This window comes from Candidatus Magnetobacterium casense, assembly GCF_000714715.1.
In the GTDB taxonomy this organism is placed as follows: domain Bacteria; phylum Nitrospirota; class Thermodesulfovibrionia; order Thermodesulfovibrionales; family Magnetobacteriaceae; genus Magnetobacterium; species Magnetobacterium casense.
Genome location: NZ_JMFO01000005.1, coordinates 35513 through 52473, shown reverse-complemented (window position 1 = coordinate 52473; position 16961 = coordinate 35513). Strand labels below are relative to the sequence as shown.

16 protein-coding genes are annotated in these 16961 nt (G+C 50.7%); 14 read left to right on the top strand and 2 right to left on the bottom strand.

Annotated features, from left to right (window positions below):
* Nucleotides 1-19 precede the first annotated feature (19 nt).
* Nucleotides 20-2374 (bottom strand): glycosyltransferase, encoded by a 2355-nt coding sequence (locus Mcas_RS16235; protein WP_052566838.1) that lies wholly within the window; start codon nucleotides 2372-2374, stop codon nucleotides 20-22.
* A 166-nt stretch (nucleotides 2375-2540) separates the two neighbouring features.
* Here Mcas_RS16235 and Mcas_RS04130 point away from each other — a divergent pair, with 166 nt between their 5' ends.
* The 3 genes from Mcas_RS04130 to Mcas_RS04120 all read left to right on the top strand — a co-directional run bounded on the left by Mcas_RS04130 (nucleotide 2541) and on the right by Mcas_RS04120 (nucleotide 4424).
* Nucleotides 2541-3305, top strand: a complete 765-nt coding sequence (locus Mcas_RS04130) for an FkbM family methyltransferase (RefSeq protein WP_052566837.1) — start codon at nucleotides 2541-2543, stop codon at nucleotides 3303-3305.
* A 104-nt stretch (nucleotides 3306-3409) separates the two neighbouring features.
* The gene (lptC, locus tag Mcas_RS04125; protein ID WP_040334251.1) at nucleotides 3410-3919 is read left to right on the top strand and encodes an LPS export ABC transporter periplasmic protein LptC; all 510 of its coding nucleotides are present in this window, start codon (nucleotides 3410-3412) and stop codon (nucleotides 3917-3919) included.
* The gene (locus Mcas_RS04120) at nucleotides 3906-4424 is read left to right on the top strand and encodes an LptA/OstA family protein (protein WP_162176253.1); all 519 of its coding nucleotides are present in this window, start codon (nucleotides 3906-3908) and stop codon (nucleotides 4422-4424) included. The genes lptC and Mcas_RS04120 overlap by 14 nt, the downstream gene beginning before the upstream one ends.
* Nucleotides 4425-4556: 132 nt before the next feature.
* Here the strand turns inward: Mcas_RS04120 and Mcas_RS04115 are convergent, their stop codons facing one another.
* The gene (locus tag Mcas_RS04115) at nucleotides 4557-5528 is read right to left on the bottom strand and encodes an RpnC/YadD family protein (protein WP_040334249.1); all 972 of its coding nucleotides are present in this window, start codon (nucleotides 5526-5528) and stop codon (nucleotides 4557-4559) included.
* A 156-nt stretch (nucleotides 5529-5684) separates the two neighbouring features.
* On the opposite strand from Mcas_RS04115, the gene Mcas_RS04110 reads away from it, so the two are divergent.
* The 11 genes from Mcas_RS04110 (at nucleotide 5685) to fliE (ending at nucleotide 16785) form a co-directional block, all read left to right on the top strand.
* Nucleotides 5685-6392, top strand: a complete 708-nt coding sequence (locus Mcas_RS04110) for a phosphatidylserine decarboxylase family protein (RefSeq protein ID WP_052566836.1) — start codon at nucleotides 5685-5687, stop codon at nucleotides 6390-6392.
* Nucleotides 6389-7132, top strand: a complete 744-nt coding sequence (pssA, locus tag Mcas_RS04105; protein ID WP_040334248.1) for a CDP-diacylglycerol--serine O-phosphatidyltransferase — start codon at nucleotides 6389-6391, stop codon at nucleotides 7130-7132. The genes Mcas_RS04110 and pssA overlap by 4 nt, the downstream gene beginning before the upstream one ends.
* Nucleotides 7129-8661: a 2-isopropylmalate synthase gene (locus tag Mcas_RS04100; protein WP_040334247.1), complete on the top strand. Its 1533-nt coding sequence runs from the start codon at nucleotides 7129-7131 to the stop codon at nucleotides 8659-8661. The genes pssA and Mcas_RS04100 overlap by 4 nt, the downstream gene beginning before the upstream one ends.
* Nucleotides 8662-8977: 316 nt before the next feature.
* Entirely contained in the window at nucleotides 8978-9994 is a 1017-nt protein-coding gene (locus Mcas_RS04095; RefSeq protein WP_040334246.1) for a sigma-54 interaction domain-containing protein, read from the top strand.
* A gap of 21 nt (nucleotides 9995-10015) precedes the next feature.
* The gene (locus Mcas_RS04090) at nucleotides 10016-10930 is read left to right on the top strand and encodes a DNA-methyltransferase (protein WP_040334245.1); all 915 of its coding nucleotides are present in this window, start codon (nucleotides 10016-10018) and stop codon (nucleotides 10928-10930) included.
* A 212-nt stretch (nucleotides 10931-11142) separates the two neighbouring features.
* Nucleotides 11143-12978 carry a tetratricopeptide repeat protein gene (locus Mcas_RS04085; RefSeq protein WP_040334244.1) on the top strand — a complete coding sequence of 612 codons (1836 nt, stop codon included), beginning with the start codon at nucleotides 11143-11145 and terminating at the stop codon, nucleotides 12976-12978.
* Entirely contained in the window at nucleotides 12978-14165 is a 1188-nt protein-coding gene (locus Mcas_RS04080; RefSeq protein WP_040334243.1) for a two-component system sensor histidine kinase NtrB, read from the top strand. Before Mcas_RS04085 ends, Mcas_RS04080 begins: the two co-directional genes overlap by 1 nt.
* Nucleotides 14146-15465, top strand: coding sequence for a sigma-54-dependent transcriptional regulator (locus Mcas_RS04075; protein WP_235203271.1), 1320 nt, complete (start codon nucleotides 14146-14148; stop codon nucleotides 15463-15465). The genes Mcas_RS04080 and Mcas_RS04075 overlap by 20 nt, the downstream gene beginning before the upstream one ends.
* Before the next feature lie 242 nt (nucleotides 15466-15707).
* Complete coding sequence (gene flgB, locus Mcas_RS04070; protein WP_040334241.1) at nucleotides 15708-16082, top strand: flagellar basal body rod protein FlgB; 375 nt, start codon at nucleotides 15708-15710, stop codon at nucleotides 16080-16082.
* Nucleotides 16082-16495 (top strand): flagellar basal body rod protein FlgC, encoded by a 414-nt coding sequence (flgC, locus tag Mcas_RS04065; RefSeq protein ID WP_040334240.1) that lies wholly within the window; start codon nucleotides 16082-16084, stop codon nucleotides 16493-16495. Before flgB ends, flgC begins: the two co-directional genes overlap by 1 nt.
* Entirely contained in the window at nucleotides 16495-16785 is a 291-nt protein-coding gene (gene fliE, locus Mcas_RS04060; protein WP_040334239.1) for a flagellar hook-basal body complex protein FliE, read from the top strand. The genes flgC and fliE overlap by 1 nt, the downstream gene beginning before the upstream one ends.
* Nucleotides 16786-16961: the final 176 nt, after the last annotated feature.

The window sequence follows — 16961 nt, the reverse complement described above, 5'->3', positions numbered from 1 at the left end:
GTCAAGTCCGTTTTATGCACTATGCACCCGTTTTTACCGTAAGCCATTTGAGCGCCCAGAACGTGTGTATGTTTCGCCAGAAGTCCTGCCTGTCCTTCAAGCCCAGACTTAGCAGGAAGGGACGTATCTGGTCTGCATACATGGAGGCAATCACAATAAATGGACGCCTGTTGCCCCGGAGCATATCCTGTATGTGTGATGGCTTGTGGATGCGCAATCCGTCGATGGTCTTGCCACACTTGCCCGGGTCGCCGTCTATGAAGCCCTCTGCCGGGATGGCTGAGTTGCGTAGCATGTTCAGAGTCAACTGCCCCGCCTGACCTGCACCCCAGATGTACAGAGGTCGCTTGTTAAAGAGGTTATTGGCCGTAACCGTCTGCTTTAATCTGTTGAGATAGCGTTGTTGGTAATACAGACGTATCTCAAGGTGTTCCTGTGCGGGTAGTTGCCCCTTGCGGGAGAGGGCATCGGGGGTGACCCAGTACAGACCGGTAACCTCGGGTAGGTGGTGTATTTCGTATTTTTCACCCAGACGCAACCAGAAATCCTGGTCTCCAAGTGCCTCGTACCGTGCATCGAAATATCCGATGTCGTCGTGGACGTCCCTGCGCCACATGGGATGCGGGCCTATCATGCAGTTGTACAGGAGGTCTTCGTAGCAGAACTCGGGCCACCTGTAGACGTCATGGCAGTGGTGGACATCAAAGGTCTGGTGGGGCACCTCGGTGAGGTAAGAGTCTCCGTAGACGAGCATACAGTTTGGGGTGTCGTTGAGATAGGCGGCCAAAATCCCAAAGGCGTCACGTCGCAGACGGTCGTTTGTGCTGAAGGTGGTGATGTATTGCCCCCGTGCTATTTGTATTGCCATGTTCCACGCTGCGTAGACGCCGATCCGGCTGCCGGTTCTGATGTATGTGATATTGGTGCAGCGGCGCTGATACTCCTGCACTATTGCCTGCTCGTTCTGCGGGGATGCGGCATCTACGACAATGATCTCCGTGTTGGAGGCGATGCTCTGTCCCTGGAGGTCTTCCAGAGACTCGCACATAAACTCCTCAGAGTTGTACGTGGAAACCAGCACGCTGACAAGCGGAGCAGTTCCTCCTTTAATCCCCCTCCCTTTATGGGAGGGTTGGGATGGGTTGCCGACAGCAGGATAGTTGATAACCTCAACGTTACTCAGTGTAAGGTAGCTGTCCGACCACCTCCACCGTGGCCGGATAAATTGCTCCACGCTGTTGCCATTGCAAGTGAAATCCGTGCCTCGTGCGCTGTCAACGACAATCCCCGGCCCTGGCGTACCTGTCGTGGACAAGGCTATTTTCATGGCATGTACAACGGCCTCCGGCGATATATCGCTGATACAGTAAGTGCGTTGATACTTGCACTGCCAGTTGCACCCGTAGCACTCCAGGGGCAGACACACGGCGGTCGTTAAGGGGCTGTAGGGGATAAAGCGTCCAAAGTGTCCGCCGCCAAGCACTACCACGTTTGTAACCCCCAGGGCAGAGGCCATGTGTGCCCCGGAGGAGTCCGCTCCGAGGTAGATGCGGCTCCTGCCGATTATGGCAGCGCTCTGACGGATTGTTGTCTTACCTGTAAGGTCATGGCAGGAGGGCAATTTTGCTCTTATGGCACCGGCTGCATCGGAGGCGTCCCTGCCCCCGACAATCACGCAGTGGTAGTCAGTAAAGCGCCCAAGTACCTCTGCATAGCCGTTATATATGTTGTGGCGGTTTTGTGCCCAGGGAAAAAGCGCTATAGTCATTTGCGGGTTTAACGAATTTTCCTCAAAGAAGCTACGGGCAAATGCCTCGTCCTCCCGGGAGAGCCACAGGAGCGGTTTGAGGACATCCCCGGTGGTATCAATACCAATCCCTCGTAAGAACTCCCCGTGTCTGTCCATTTCGGTGCGTTGCTGGCAGCAGGAGTAGATCAGCCTTGTGTATAGCGGGTTGTTGGTCTGTCTCAGTTGCAGGGTCATGCCGTTGGCGAAGTCGCCGTTGAAGGCAATACGTTGCGTGGCCATGCTGCCGATGGCGAGTGTGTCGGTAATGGGTTCCCGCGAAAAGACCGGATTCAATGTTATATCTGCTTTAAGAAGGCGCAGTTTTTTGAGCAGGGCGTTTCGATATTCGTCGTTGGTGTAGGCCATCTCCTTGTCAAACGTAATAACGTCGTCGATCTCCGGGCAATGGTCATAGAGTTCGGCAACATGCCCCTGGCAGAGAACTGTTATGGCGTGGTCGGGGAACCTCTTTCTTATTTCGGGCAACATCGACGAGGCAAGGATATTGTCGCCTATGGAGTCCGTTCGTACCCAGAGTAAGGTCATCTTTTTGCCAGCACTGTTGTTTTCTTGCATCATTGTCATATGCTTGTATAAATCCTTCTTACATTGCCTGAACTATGCTTAAGTATGACACATCGTTAGACTCTGGTTCAACATAGAAAAAAATACCGTACTTGACATCAACTGTCTTGCAACTGGTAAAATAGTGTCACCGCAGTTGCGGTAAGCCTACGTTAAAGGAAAAAAGATGGAACACGTACAAAAAATAGATACTAACGCCTCAGAAGATGAATTGAACCAGGCTGTTTTTTTGCTCCACCACGATGATGGTATGTTGCGGATGGAGCGTGACAATCGAAACATGAAAGCGCTCATGGACAATATACTAAGGAACGACTCCAACTGCATTGATGTTGGTGCACACGCCGGTGAGGTCTTAAACTGGATAGTCCAACGCTCTCCTGAAGGGGAGCACTATGCCTTTGAGCCACTGCCACAGTTCATCCCGCAGTTAAAGGCCGGATTTCCACGCGTTAACGTCCACCAGTGCGCCCTGAGTAACAGCGTGGGCACCGGTAAGTTTTGCCACTTCGTTAATATCCCGGGCTGGAGTGGTCTTAAACCACAACCATGCCCGATTGAGCCGGTCTCCGAGCAGATCGAGGTGGAGGTCAACATGCTGGATAACATAATCCCGCAGGCATTACCAATAAGGCTCATTAAAATCGACGTGGAGGGCGGAGAGTACGGCGTCATAGACGGCGCCAAAAAGACGATCAAACGCTGCCGGCCATACATCATCTTTGAACATGCCAAGGTGCACACCTTTGGTTATGGCACAACCCCTCAGATGCTCCACGACCTCATCGTAGGGGAATGCGGACTGGCCATCTTCAGTCTCGATGGCAGCGGCCCCCATTCAAAGGATACATTCGTGTCAAAGTACGAAGAGGCATTTGTAACGAGATACAGGAAACATACCGAAACAAACTTTTTGGCAAGGCCTATATAGGTATCCTCTTCATATTTCATGACAACTATACTGTTACGCATCCTGGATTCCTGGTTAAGCCAAGCAATGATTGCCAATACTTTGGATTCATGATAAAATTAAATATGACCAGGATTTACCTGATACTGTTTTTGATAAGCTCGGTGCTGCTTTTTGTCGTGATAGCGGCGATACAATCCGGCAACCAGGACAAAATCGCACTGTCTTCAACGGACTCATACATGGAGGGTGTGACCGTTGCGCACAGCGTCAACAACTCCGTCAAGTGGCATGCTACCGTCAGAAAGGTGCATTTGACGGAAAACCAAAAAAAAGCTGAAATGCAAGGGATAGCCATCAAACTTACCGACGGGGGTGTTACAATCAACGCACCTGAGGGCCTCTACGACGTTGGCGGCAACAGGGTCAACCTCGGCGGCGAAGTTGTGGCTTTGAGCAAGGATTATGAGATAAAATCCCGCAACGTGACCTGGGATTTTAACAAACAAGCACTGACCTCGGATGCCGGGGTTACACTGAAGGGCAGCCGTGTGACCCTAAAGGCGGCTTCTTTCAGGGCAGACAAAGGAGAATTGATTGAGCTCTATGGTGGAGTCATGGTTGTTATTAATTAGGCGGTTGATTTTTTTAACGATTGTTGCCTGCATAGCCTTGCCGTGTGCAGGCCTGAAAATACAATTGAAGGCAACGGCATTTGCAGAGACAACAACGAAGGACCGACTCATGCAGGGAGATAAAAACGTCCCGCTGATAATCACAAGCAAAAATCTCGTTGCTGATACAAAGAAAAAGACGGCCATCTTTACCGGTTCGGTCAAGGCGGTAAAGGGTGATACCACATTTTACGCCGACAAGATGGTGGTGTACTACGCCGATGGCGAAAAGAAGGTTGACCGTATAGATGCCACCGGCAACATAAAATTGGTCAAGGATGACAGCATCATAACGTCCGAAAGGGCCATCTACTCAGCCGGGGATGAAAGCGTAGTATTCACTGGCAGTCCCGAGGCCAGGGATAGCAAAAACCTTATCACCGGGACAAAGATGACCTACTTTCTGAAAGAGGAATACTCTGTCGTTGAAAACAGCAGCGTCTACATAAAAGACAAGGATAAATGAACACTCAAATAAACAAACAGACAAAAATTTCTATTCTGGAGGATGCGTAGAACAGGGCGTGCCAAGTAACTAGAGCATCTACTAAGGAAGGAAGAGGGGGGAGGGCAGGACGATTTGCCCTCTCCTGCTTCTTTAGAGCAGCCCTTCAATCTCCCTGATGTCCTGCGCAGTTATCAACGCATCAGTTATTGCATATAGCTTCGACTCATCTTTATACATTCTGATCTTCGGCATAAGGGATAAACCTCTTTCGCCAAATTTTCTCCTCAACAAAGTCTCAATCATATTATGCATACCTTCTACCCGACCTTCTACCCGGCCTTCTACCCGGCCTTCTACCCGGCCTTCTACCCGGCCTTCTACCCGGCCTTCTACCCGACCTTCTACCCGGCCTTCTACCCGGCCATTCTCTATGCCCTTCTGCACTCCTTGCATGAACCTTATATCCGTCTCCAGGTCGTATACTATCGGCATTTTATCCACCTCCTCTATTATGATCTTTTGCATGTCCCTCAACTTTGAAAAGACCTCTATTTCCTTTATATACATCGACAGGTCCAGGCCTCCGATGACACTCGCCACCAGCTCCTTTAATATCTCCCTTGCGAATGATCGCTCGCTGCGAGCCCCTCTGTCACACAATATCGAGATCGCTATCTCCTGAGGCACGCCGGAGTATAGAAATCGCTCACAGGAGACAGTCCTGATATCGATCAGTTCGTATTCGTAGTGAACATGGACAACGGGCATATCCAAGACGTTGTTCATAGCCATCTTGTCCTTGCCGATGAAGACAACGTACTGCTTTATTATGACCTCGTGCACCGAATAGAGATGGACAAAGTACCGCAGCATCCTCTTTAGCATCTTCGGATCATTGATACTCTGAATCTCAGCGTGTGCGATAAAGAACGGTTCATCACGGTTTTCCACCTTGATGACAAAATCCGCCTCCCGCTCGTCCGTTAGTTGCGTTATGACGTTGAGCTTGCTGATCTTATCGGCCTTAATCCCCAAGACCTTTTCTATAAGGGGTTGCTCGATCTTTTCAAGCAGCTCCTTCATGAGCTTGTCGTAGCTCCCTGGCCCTGTCGGTGTATCCATAACTTTATTATACTATACGGAGGCTAAAAACTGCTATAATGAAATGACACCCCTGGATATATCCGGGGCAGTTGACAACAGATTCATCCTTGTGATACAGTAAGGTGGTTGTTTGATTTTTTTGATATATATAGCAAAGGGGTGTATGGATAGATTATGAAGTTTGCTCCGGAAGGGATACCGTTTTTCATAGCCGCGTTGATCCTGACGCTGGTTGTGTATTGGTTCACACGACACTGGGTTACGGGTTTGCCGGTGATGATACTGTTTTTTATGTTTTTCTTCTTTCGCGACCCAGACCGTGTCACCCCCTCACAAGCAGACGCCATCATAGCCCCCGCAGACGGCAAGGTCATAGTGATAAAGCAGACATTTGAAAAGGACTACCTCAAGCGAGAGGTGTTGCAGTTTAGCATATTCATGTCGCCGCTGAATGTGCATGTAAATCGCGCCCCCTTTGACGGCACCGTTGTCAGCGTCAAACACACCAGCGGGAGCTTTCACAAGGCGTATCTGGATGAGGCCTCCAGCAATAACGAAAACATAGCCATGGTCATGGCCACGCCCATGGGAGACATCCTGGTCAGACAGGTGGCGGGTTCCGTGGCGCGCAGGGCCGTTTGTCGCGTCAACCCCGGCGACGTCCTCAAAAAAGGACAACGCTTTGGGATCATCAAGTTCAGCTCCAGGGTGGACCTCTATCTGCCTCCGGAGGCACAGATTACGGCACAGGTGGGCGATAAACTCAAGGCCGGTGAGACCGTCATTGGCCGCTACAACGCTGCACCCAACACCACGAAAGACAATCAAGGCCAACCCTCAGACCAAACTCCAGGCCAAACCCCACAACAAACGCCGTCATGAAAAAAGGCGTCTACATCCTGCCAAACGCCCTGACGCTCTGTGGCATGTGCTGTGGCTTCTACGCCATTGTGGCCTCAATGAAGGGACAGTACGTCGATGCCGGAACGGCTATAATCATTGCGAATATATTTGACGGCCTCGATGGCTGGGTCGCCAGACTGACAAACAGTGCGTCGAAGTTTGGCATAGAGCTTGACTCGTTGTCAGACCTCGTGGCATTTGGCGTAGCCCCGGCAGTGGTGGCCTATGACTGGGCACTAAAACCCCTGGGACGGATCGGATGGGCCGTGGCATTTCTCTATGTCTGTTGCGGGGCGCTGAGACTTGCCAGATACAACGTGCAGATGGTCTCAACGGAAAAAAAGTACTTCACCGGTATGCCAATACCTGCCGCCGCTACAATACTGGTAACTTTTATCATCTTCCACGAATACCACTTTGAAAGGGCAAATGTCAACAACATCCTGGTTGCCGTTATTACATTTGTGCTGTCGATCTTTATGATAAGCACGCTCAGATTTCACGGCCTAAAGGAGCTTGACCTCAAAAAGAGAAAGCCGTTTCCGTTTCTGGTGCTGTTGATAATCATGATCACCATTATTATAATGAATCCGCCAGTTACGTTGTTTGTCTTTGGCTTTTTGTATATGGCTGTTGGTATAATAGAGAACATATATCTGCTGTATACCCGTAAGAGTCGGGCAGTGAATCTAACAACGAAAGGTGATAACAGGCAATGAGACACGTCAGAGTCTTTGACACAACCCTCAGGGATGGCGAACAGTCCCCAGGGGCAAGCATGAACTTGAAGCAAAAACTCCAGATTGCCAGACAACTGGCCAATCTCAAGGTCGATATCATAGAGGCTGGTTTCCCCATAACCTCCCAGGGGGACTTTGAGGCCGTCAAGGTCATCGCCGAGGAACTGGACACCGTCACGGTGGCCGGTCTTGCACGGGCACGCATTGAAGACATAGACAGGGTGGCAGAGGCCATCAAAAACGCCAAAAGAACCGGCAGAATACACATAGTCATAGCAACATCGGATATTCACCTCAGGTTTAAACTCAAGATGACTCGTGACGAGGTCCTGGACGCCGCCATCAGGGCCGTAAGACACGCCCGTCAGTACACCGATGACATAGAGTTCTCCGCCGAAGACGCCACGCGCTCAGACTGGGACTTCCTGTGCAGAGTCACCGAGGATGTCATAAATGCTGGCGCTACCACGGTCAATATCCCCGACACGGTGGGCTATACGACCCCCTTTGAGTACGGCGAACTCATCGAGTATCTGATGAACAGCGTCCCAAACATAGATAAATGTACCGTCTCCGTCCACTGCCACAACGACCTGGGCCTGGCCGTGGCCAACTCCCTGGCGGCCATATACAAGGGGGCCGGGCAGGTGGAGTGTACCATAAACGGTATCGGTGAACGGGCCGGCAATGCCTCCCTGGAGGAAATCGTCATGGCCCTCAAGACACGCCCAAAGTTATTCGAAGCCGACACCAATGTCGTCACACGGGAGATTTATAATACCAGCTTGATGGTATCCAAAAACACCGGAATGATCGTTCAACCTAACAAGGCAATAGTTGGAGCCAACGCCTTTGCCCATGAATCCGGCATACATCAGGACGGATTCCTCAAGGAGCGTTCCACGTATGAGATACTCAGACCCGAGGACGTCGGCATCCCGGGCAGCAAGCTCGTCCTGGGCAAACACTCCGGCAGACACGCCTTTAAGGACAGGTTGAGGCAACTGGGCTTCTTTCACCTGACGGATGACGAGCTGAATCAAACCTTTGAACGCTTCAAGGCACTGGCAGACCAAAAAAAGTGCATCTTTGATGAAGACATCGTATCGTTGATCAGCGAAGAAATATCAAAGACAGACCACGTCTACAACCTTGTCTCTTTGCGGATAACTTGTGGCACCGAAGACAAGCCGATTGCGCAGATAACCATAACTAAATTAGGCCAGGAGCTTAAAATCGAAAGCACCGGAGACGGCCCCGTGGACGCAACCTATAATGCAATCATTCAACTGACAGAAACAAAGAGCCAACTGCTCAAATATGAGGTCAAAAGTATCACCGGTGGCACAGATGCCCAGGCAGAGGTCTTCGTGACCCTTGAAGAGGGAGGCAGAACGGTTAGAGGAGCCGGCTCCCATACGGATACCATTGTGGCCTCGGCAAAGGCATACCTGGACGCCATCAATAAACTCGAAGGTAAACACAGAGTCATACGGCAAGGGGTCTGATTTTATCAGGATCGGCAGTCATAATTAACCCCTAAGATAAAGAAAGAAGAAAGGGGTGGCTCCGCTTCTTTTTCGCTCCAGGAGGGGTCAGCGACCCCCGGCTCAATGCACTCCTGGCCCCTTTAGAACCCCCCGCAAGGGGAGGGGCGAGGCGCCCCGGCCAGAAAGAAGTCCCCTTGACCCCTTCTTACCTTGTTGACAGTGATTTGATTATACACAACTTCCAAACTGTCACGTTTAATAAAAAAAACACTAACAGATAAGTCAAGTTATTGACATAAACAAAAAAATATATTTATAATATTCATGAGCAAAAATGGAGCAGACAAAAGACAGGCATTATCTCAATAAACTCCTTGGGCAATCGCCTCAGATGAAACAGTTGCATGCGACTATAGAGAAGGTTACGAACTCGGACTCTACGGTACTCATCTGCGGAGAGAGCGGCACGGGTAAGGAGCTTGTGGCAAAGGCGATTCACTACTGCAGCAACCGTGCGGAGAGTTCGTTTGTCCCTGTAAACTGCGGAGCTATCCCCAGTGAACTGTTGGAGTCCGAGCTGTTTGGCCACGAAAAAGGCGCCTTCACCGGGGCAATCAATACCCGCAAGGGACGCTTTGAACTTGCCGACAGCGGCACTATTCTGCTTGATGAGATCGGGGAACTGCACCCGACCCTCCAGGTGAAACTGTTGCGGATCATCCAGGAGCGTGAGTTCGAGCGGGTGGGCGGGATAAAGACCCTCAAGGTAGACGTCAGAATACTGGCCGCCACAAACAAGAACCTTGAGGTCGCCACCAAAAACGGCGACTTCCGTGAAGACCTCTTCTACCGCCTCAACGTGATCCCTGTCTTTCTGCCGCCACTGCGACAGAGAAAGGAGGACCTCCCACTGCTGATAGAGCACTTTATGACGGGCTTTTGCTGCAAACAATGCAAAGAGCCATTAAAGATATCCCCGGAGGCAATGAACCTCATGATGAAATACCACTGGCCAGGCAATGTCAGGGAACTTGAAACACTCATAGAGCGTTGCGTCATCCTCGACGACACCGGAGTGGTTGAGGTTAAAGACCTGCCTGAGCGATTCCTCCAGTCAAAGCCGCCCCAGACCACCACTGCGGAGTCTCTGATGCAACTGCCCCTGGAGGGCATAGACCTCAACGCGATCCTGGACGAAATCGAAAACAACTTCATCACTCAGGCCCTGCAGCGTGCCGGTGGCGTAAAGAGCAAGGCAGCCGGAATGCTCGGCCTTAACAGAACCACGTTCCTGGAAAAACTCAAAAAGCGCCGAATCGAATTCAAAGACAAAGACCTCTTTAGCGCATAAGCAGCCGGTTTGATTAAATCAATGCCTGAACAGATCGAAACTCCCAAGAAACACAAGCGCATTGGCACGAAGACAAGCTCCTTCGGAATACCAGGGAGGGTGAACCATGATTCTTCGGAGTTCTACGACAGCAAACTGTATGGGGACAAGCAAATCTCTGAACCGGTCAGGGTCATTGAAAATACGATTGCACCAGATAAGCTTGACAAAATATATTGCAAATCAAGCGAAACGATGGATGAAATCCCCGACGGCAGTGTCCACCTGATGGTTACTTCACCACCGTATAATGTGAAAAAAGAATACGATGAAGACCTGTCACTTGAAGAATACAGGGCGTTATTAAAAAAAGTGTTCAGGGAAACATACAAAAAGCTGGTGACAGGCGGCAGGGCATGTATCAATGTTGCCAACCTGGGGAGAAAGCCCTACATTCCCCTGCACTGTTATATCATTGAGGATATGATCGACATCGGTTTCCTGATGAGGGGCGAAATCATCTGGAATAAGGCATCAAGCGCAAGCGCCTCAACGGCCTGGGGAAGTTGGTTGTCTGCCGCTAACCCTGTACTAAGAGACATCCACGAGTATATTTTGATTTTTTCCAAGGAGTCGTTTTCCAGAAAAAAATGGAATAAGGAAAATACAATAATGAAGGAAGAATTCTTAGAGTTGACCAAAAGCCTCTGGACATTCCCCGCCGTCTCTGCAAGGAGCATCGGACACCCGGCCCCATTCCCCGAAGAACTACCACGTAGACTGATGCAACTCTATACCTTCAGCAAAGATGTAGTCCTGGACCCGTTCTGTGGCAGCGGCACTGCCTGTATTGCCGCACTGAAAAATGGCAGACACTATATCGGATACGACATAGAACCGACCTATGTGAATTTAGCAAACCAAAGGATAGGAGCATGTGCAAAAGTCTTGATATAGATGCAGTGTTGAGCATGATGGGGTCAAGGGGGCTGGCCCCCTTGCAGGGGGTTCTAAAGGGGGGCGGAGCCGCCCCTTTTTTTCTCTTAGTGTCAGAGGATTGACGCCTGACGGAAAAATTTTCCCGTTGGCAAGCCGTATAATTGATGCCCGTATGTGGCATAGTTTTTGAATCTAACGAAACGAGATAACTATAAATGAGGATGGCTAAAATGAATAGACACAGACTATTATCGTTGCTTTTAGTGTTGACACTGCTGCTGTCAAACACCGTGGCAGAGGCCCTGAACATCGCCGACATTTTAACGACCGAGGAGCTTAAAAAGGCTTGGGTGCTGCTTGAGATGAAGGAGTACAACTCGGCAGTGGATATGCTCAGTGGCTGCTATGACAACTCAAAGGGTCAGGCAGACCTCGTAGCGTCGTGCAACTTCATATACGCCAAGATACTGGAGGCAAAACAGGAAACGGCCAAGGCCGTCGATCGCTACAGAAAGGCCTACCAATATGCCGCCAACGTCAAGATAAAGGAAGAAGCCCTTATGAGACGCTCCGAGCTTAACCTGCAAAAGAACTTCAACAACGACGCCAAGTTGGGGTTTCAGACGTTCATAAATAACTACCCCAACTCCAGGCAGATTAACAAGGCATACATCGGGCTTGCAAAGAGCCTGTCTGCGCTTGGCAAGCCGGCAGAAGCCCTTGAGGCACTTGACAAGTCCGGCAGCAATAGCAGCGAAGTGCTCTTTGAAAAGGCCAACACACTCCAACGCCTTGGCAGAGTCAAGGAAGCCGGAGACATATACACAACGGCCATGCTCAAGGACCCCGGATATATCAAGAAAAACAACGATGAAACCCTCTACAATTATGCCGAAAACATGCTGGCTTCCGGAGACGCCAAAAAGGCACGTGCGGCATTTGCAACCATCCGGGACCCCGAGTTGCGTGACAAGGCCACGCTTGGATTTGCCAAGGTGGCGCTGAAGGAATCAAAGCCCGATGTGGCTGCGGAGTATCTAAAAAAACTCACCAACAGCAAGGACAAAGAGGTCAGGCAAGAGGCCGTGCTTAACCTGTCCAAGGTTCAGTTGCAGAGTGGCAAGACGGATGAGGTCAAGAAAAACCTCAAGACTCTCAAAGGAATGGGGCTCAGGGAAAACGCCAAAGATGAACTGGCATCACTGCAAATAGACCTCGACGTCAAGGAAAAAAAGTACAAGGATGCGGCAGCCTCCATCAAGAAACTCTACGCCAAGGAACCCGGTTCCAAGACGATGCTTGACAGGATGGAGGGGGTCATGTCCGAGGCCATGCAGGGCGACAACGACCAGTTCGTAGACCTGTGGCTCACCTACGGCGCGATGCTCCTGGATAAGTCGCGGGAGCCGTTTATATTGAAAGCCAAGGATGCCCTCAAAGATACGGGTAAACCCTACGTGGACGTCCTGACGTGGATATCCAAAAACTCCTCAGACACGGAAAGGCACAAGGCCCTGGGTGAACTGACGGAGATATACTCGGACGCCGGCGACAAGGCATCTGCGGTCAGGTCTCTGGCGGAGATGAAAAGCCTCAAGGTTCCAGGCGATGATCTCCTGCGAACCGAGGCACGCATAAACTTTACCAACCGTGACTACGGTGAGGCACTCAAGACCCTCATGCTCATAAAACAGTTCAACAAGGAAGACGTAGAACTTATACGTGACTCTATGCTGATGTCGCCCAAGAACGAAACAGCCGTGCTATCCTACGAAAAGGCCCTCAAGGACTCCGGCGGAGGCACAACCGAAGACTACCTCGCCATTGCCGACGCCTTCTACGACCTTGGCAACACGGAAGGCGCAACCGGCTACTACAAAAAGGCCCTTGCCGCAGAGCCGGCAAACCAATGGGCATCCTATCGACTCGGTGTCATTTTGTCCCCCAAGGAGTCTGAACCCATACTGAAGAACCTCAGCCTTGGCGCCTCCAATATCAGCCGACTCTCCAAGGCAGCCCTGAAGGAACAGCAGATCAACAAGCGCATCGCCGAAGGGAAACTCTGATGGAAGACATCAGTAGCTTAAACGAGGCATTCCAGAGCTTTACGATAGCCTCCAAGAGCCTTGAGCAAATATATGAGAGGCTCCAGGAAAAGGTGCATTACCTCACAATCGAGCTTGAGGATAAGAACAAACAACTGCAACAGGCCCTCTGCGACACCCAGGAGGCCAAGGACAACCTCCGTGGCATACTCGAGAGTCTCCGGGAGGCCATCATAGTGCTGGATACCAATGAACACGTGACGATGTTTAACCGTGCGGCTGAAAAGATGCTCTGCATGAGCACACGGGACGTCGTCGGCAAACCGTTTGATTCCCTGAACCTCGTCATAGAAAAGGATGGCACAGATATCTGGCTCACCGCCGGTGGCAACCGGTACAACGTGGTCATCTCACGCTCCAACATCCTTGACGTCCAGGGGGCTACGCGCGGTGTGGTCATACTGCTGCAGGATATCACCCGGATCAGGGAGCTGGAGTCCCAGCAGGAACGCAACAAAAGACTCATAGCCATGGGCGAAATGGCCGCCCAAATAGTCCACGAAATCCGAAGCCCGCTGTGCAGCATCGAACTCTACGCCAGTATGCTCGAAAACGAACTCGGCGAAACACCCAACTCCAACCTCGCACGGGGTATCTCCATGGGCATCAGGAGCCTCAATAACATCCTGACAAATATGATATTTTTTGCAAAACCACATAAACCAAAATTCTACGAAGTAAATCTAAGCGACGTCATAGATGAATCGCTGTTTATGCTGATGCCGCTGATTGAGTCACGTGGCGTCTCCATTGACAGACACAGCGGAGATGGCGACATGATATCGGGAGATGGCGAGCTGCTCAAACAGGTCTTTATGAACATAATAATAAACGCCGTCCAGGTAACGCCCGACGGAGGCACCGTCAAGGTCATAGAAAGGGCCAACGATACACACGCCTTTGTCGAAATCATTGACGAGGGCGAAGGGATAAAACACGAAAACCTCGAGAGGATATTTGACCCCTTCTTCAGCACCAAGGAAAAGGGCACCGGACTTGGACTGGCCATAGCATCAAAGATACTGCTGGTGCACGATGGCACGATAAAGGTAAAAAGCGAGATTGGCAAGGGCAGTTGTTTCCAGCTCTGTCTGCCACTCTGCGAGCAACGAGATTTAGGAGGTAGCTTTGGAAGCAACGATGGCTAAACCGATACTGTTAGTTGATGATGACCCTCAGATGAGGGATGCGCTCAAGGAGGCAATCCAGCGCCTTGGGCACAGCACGGTGGTCGCCGAAAACGGCCAGGATGCCCTGACCAGGTTGGGCAACACGCCATTTGCCATGGTGGTAACGGACATGCAGATGCCCAAGATGGATGGTCTGTCTTTTCTCAAAGAGCTGAGAAAGCGGGTCGGCAAACTTCCAGTGCTTGTAATAACGGGCTTTGGTACCGTGGAAAATGCCGTCGAAGTCATGAAGGAGGGTGCGACGGACTACCTGATGAAGCCGTTCTCTTTTGACAAACTCACCAGGAAAGTACATACCATCATGGAGGGTCTCACGGGTAGTCGCGAGATCGTCAGCACCAATGCCAAGATGAGACGCATCTTGCAGATAGCCAGTGAGATATCCACCAGCGATACCACAGTGCTGATCTACGGCGAAAGCGGCACGGGTAAAGAACTGATCGCCCGACACATACACAGACACAGCCACAGAAAGGATAAACCCTTTGTTGCCGTAAACTGTGCCGCCATCCCTGACAACCTCATGGAGTCCGAACTCTTCGGACACGAAAAAGGCTCCTTCACCGGGGCAACCGAACGAAAGATCGGAAAGTTCGAGCTGGCCAACGACGGCACCATACTCCTGGATGAGATCGGTGAGATGTCCATGGGGTTGCAGGCCAAGCTCCTGAGGGTGCTGCAGGAGAAGGAGATCGACAGGGTCGGGGGCCGACACACCATCCCGATAAACATCCGCGTCCTGGCCACAACCAACCGGGACCTGTACAAGGAATCCACCGAAGGCAACTTCAGGGAAGACCTGTATTACAGACTGAGCGTTTTTCCCATACACGTCCCACCGCTGAGGGAGAGGGCGGACGATATCATCCCCCTGAGCGAGCACTTCATAAAGAAGTTCTCTGCCCTCCTGGGCAAGGAACTCAAGGGGCTTAACAGGGATGCCGCCGCCTTCCTTGAGGCCAAACAGTGGCGTGGCAATATCCGTGAACTCGAAAACGTCATCCACCGGGCAGTGCTACTGTCCAAGGGCGAGTTTATCACCACGGACGACTTCATGTGCGACACCGACGCCCCCGTTGCAACGATGGCGGTGGACAACTCCGCCAAGGGAATCAAGGAAATGGAAAAAGACCTGATCCTGAAAACCCTCAAGGACGTCAGTGGCAACAAGACCAAGGCTGCCAAAATATTGGGTGTCAGCGTCAGAACTATCAGAAATAAACTCAACGAATACGGGAAGTTTTTTCCCGATGCATAAAAAATATAGTTGGTTTTTTGACACTAAGTTTGTGTCAGACACAAAAAAAGCCGATGTGTCACCGAAAAAAAAAACACAACACGAGTTCGTTTTTTATGTTATTATATAGTTACTTAGACACTGGCAGGTAAATAATAACATTAGATAACGGGTAGGTTGTTTTCAGGAACAGACGCAATGGTACGGCACTTGCATTATAGAGCGTGTGCAGTGTAGAGAAGAAAAAAACTAAGGAGGCCTTTATGGATAAAGGTGTTGATGTATCAGAGAGATTGTTAGGGATGACATCAGTCAGGCACAAGGTAATATCGTCAAACCTGGCCAACTCCGATACGCCTGGATATAAGGCGCGGGATATTAAATTCAGTGCGTTCTTTGATGACGAAAAACTAAAGATGGAGACCACAAGCGATCTCCACTTTAAATCGGGTCAGAGCGCCGGCAAGGGCAACATGACGGTAGAGGAAACTACGGCCAAATGGGGAGACAAAAACAACGTGGAATTGGATGTAGAGGTGGCCAAGATGACGGAAAACGCCCTGCTTAATCAGGCGGCGGGTAAACTGGTATCGTCCAAGTTCCGCATGTACAAGTCCGCAATGAAGAGGGGGCAATAATGGATACATTTGGTGTATTCAATGTAAGTGCCTCTGCGCTCGTTGCACAACGCCAGCGGATGAACTCCATAGCCTCCAACGTGGCAAACATACACACGACAAGGACACAGGAAGGCGGTCCGTACAAGCGACAGGACGTGGTCTTTGAGGTCCTGCCCATAGGCAAGGTCGAGGAACAGGCAATGGGCGTACAGGTGTCGAAGGTGCTGCAGGATGAAAATCCGCCCATGAAGGTCTATAACCCCTCGCACCCCGATGCAGATGAGGATGGCTACATCTCACTGCCTAACGTAAACGTGGTGGAAGAAATGGTCAACATGATGACGGCGGCACGTGCATATGAGGCCAACGTATCGGCCTTTAATATATCAAAGGGAATGTTCTTGAAGACTTTAGAAATAGGGAGGTATTGATGTCTGAATTTAAAATATTGGGTTCAAGCGTGGGACAGGATGTCCAACAAACACCGACGGACAGGAAGGACGCAGCCGGAGGGTTTGACACGGCACTGAAAAATGCCTTTATCGAAGTGGATGCTATACAGAAAGAGGCCGATAAGGCCATCGAGGCCCTGGCTACCGGCGGGGATGTCACCCAGGCAGTCCTTGCAATGGAAAAGGCCGATATGTCGTTCCAGTTGATGCTGGAGGTACGCAACAAACTCCTCAACGCCTACGACGAGGTGATGAGGATGCAGGTATAGGGGGCATACAATACATCCCGGCACCAGCCGAGGCCCCTGAAAACGTTGCTCTCCTGGTGTTGGTAAAGGGTGTGCTGGTGTATGGGTGTGCCATATCGCCCCGGTTGTGCGTGGCATATGGCATGGACAGATGTTTATATAACGTTGTAGTTTTTATATCAGGTGTTTGGCTGGTG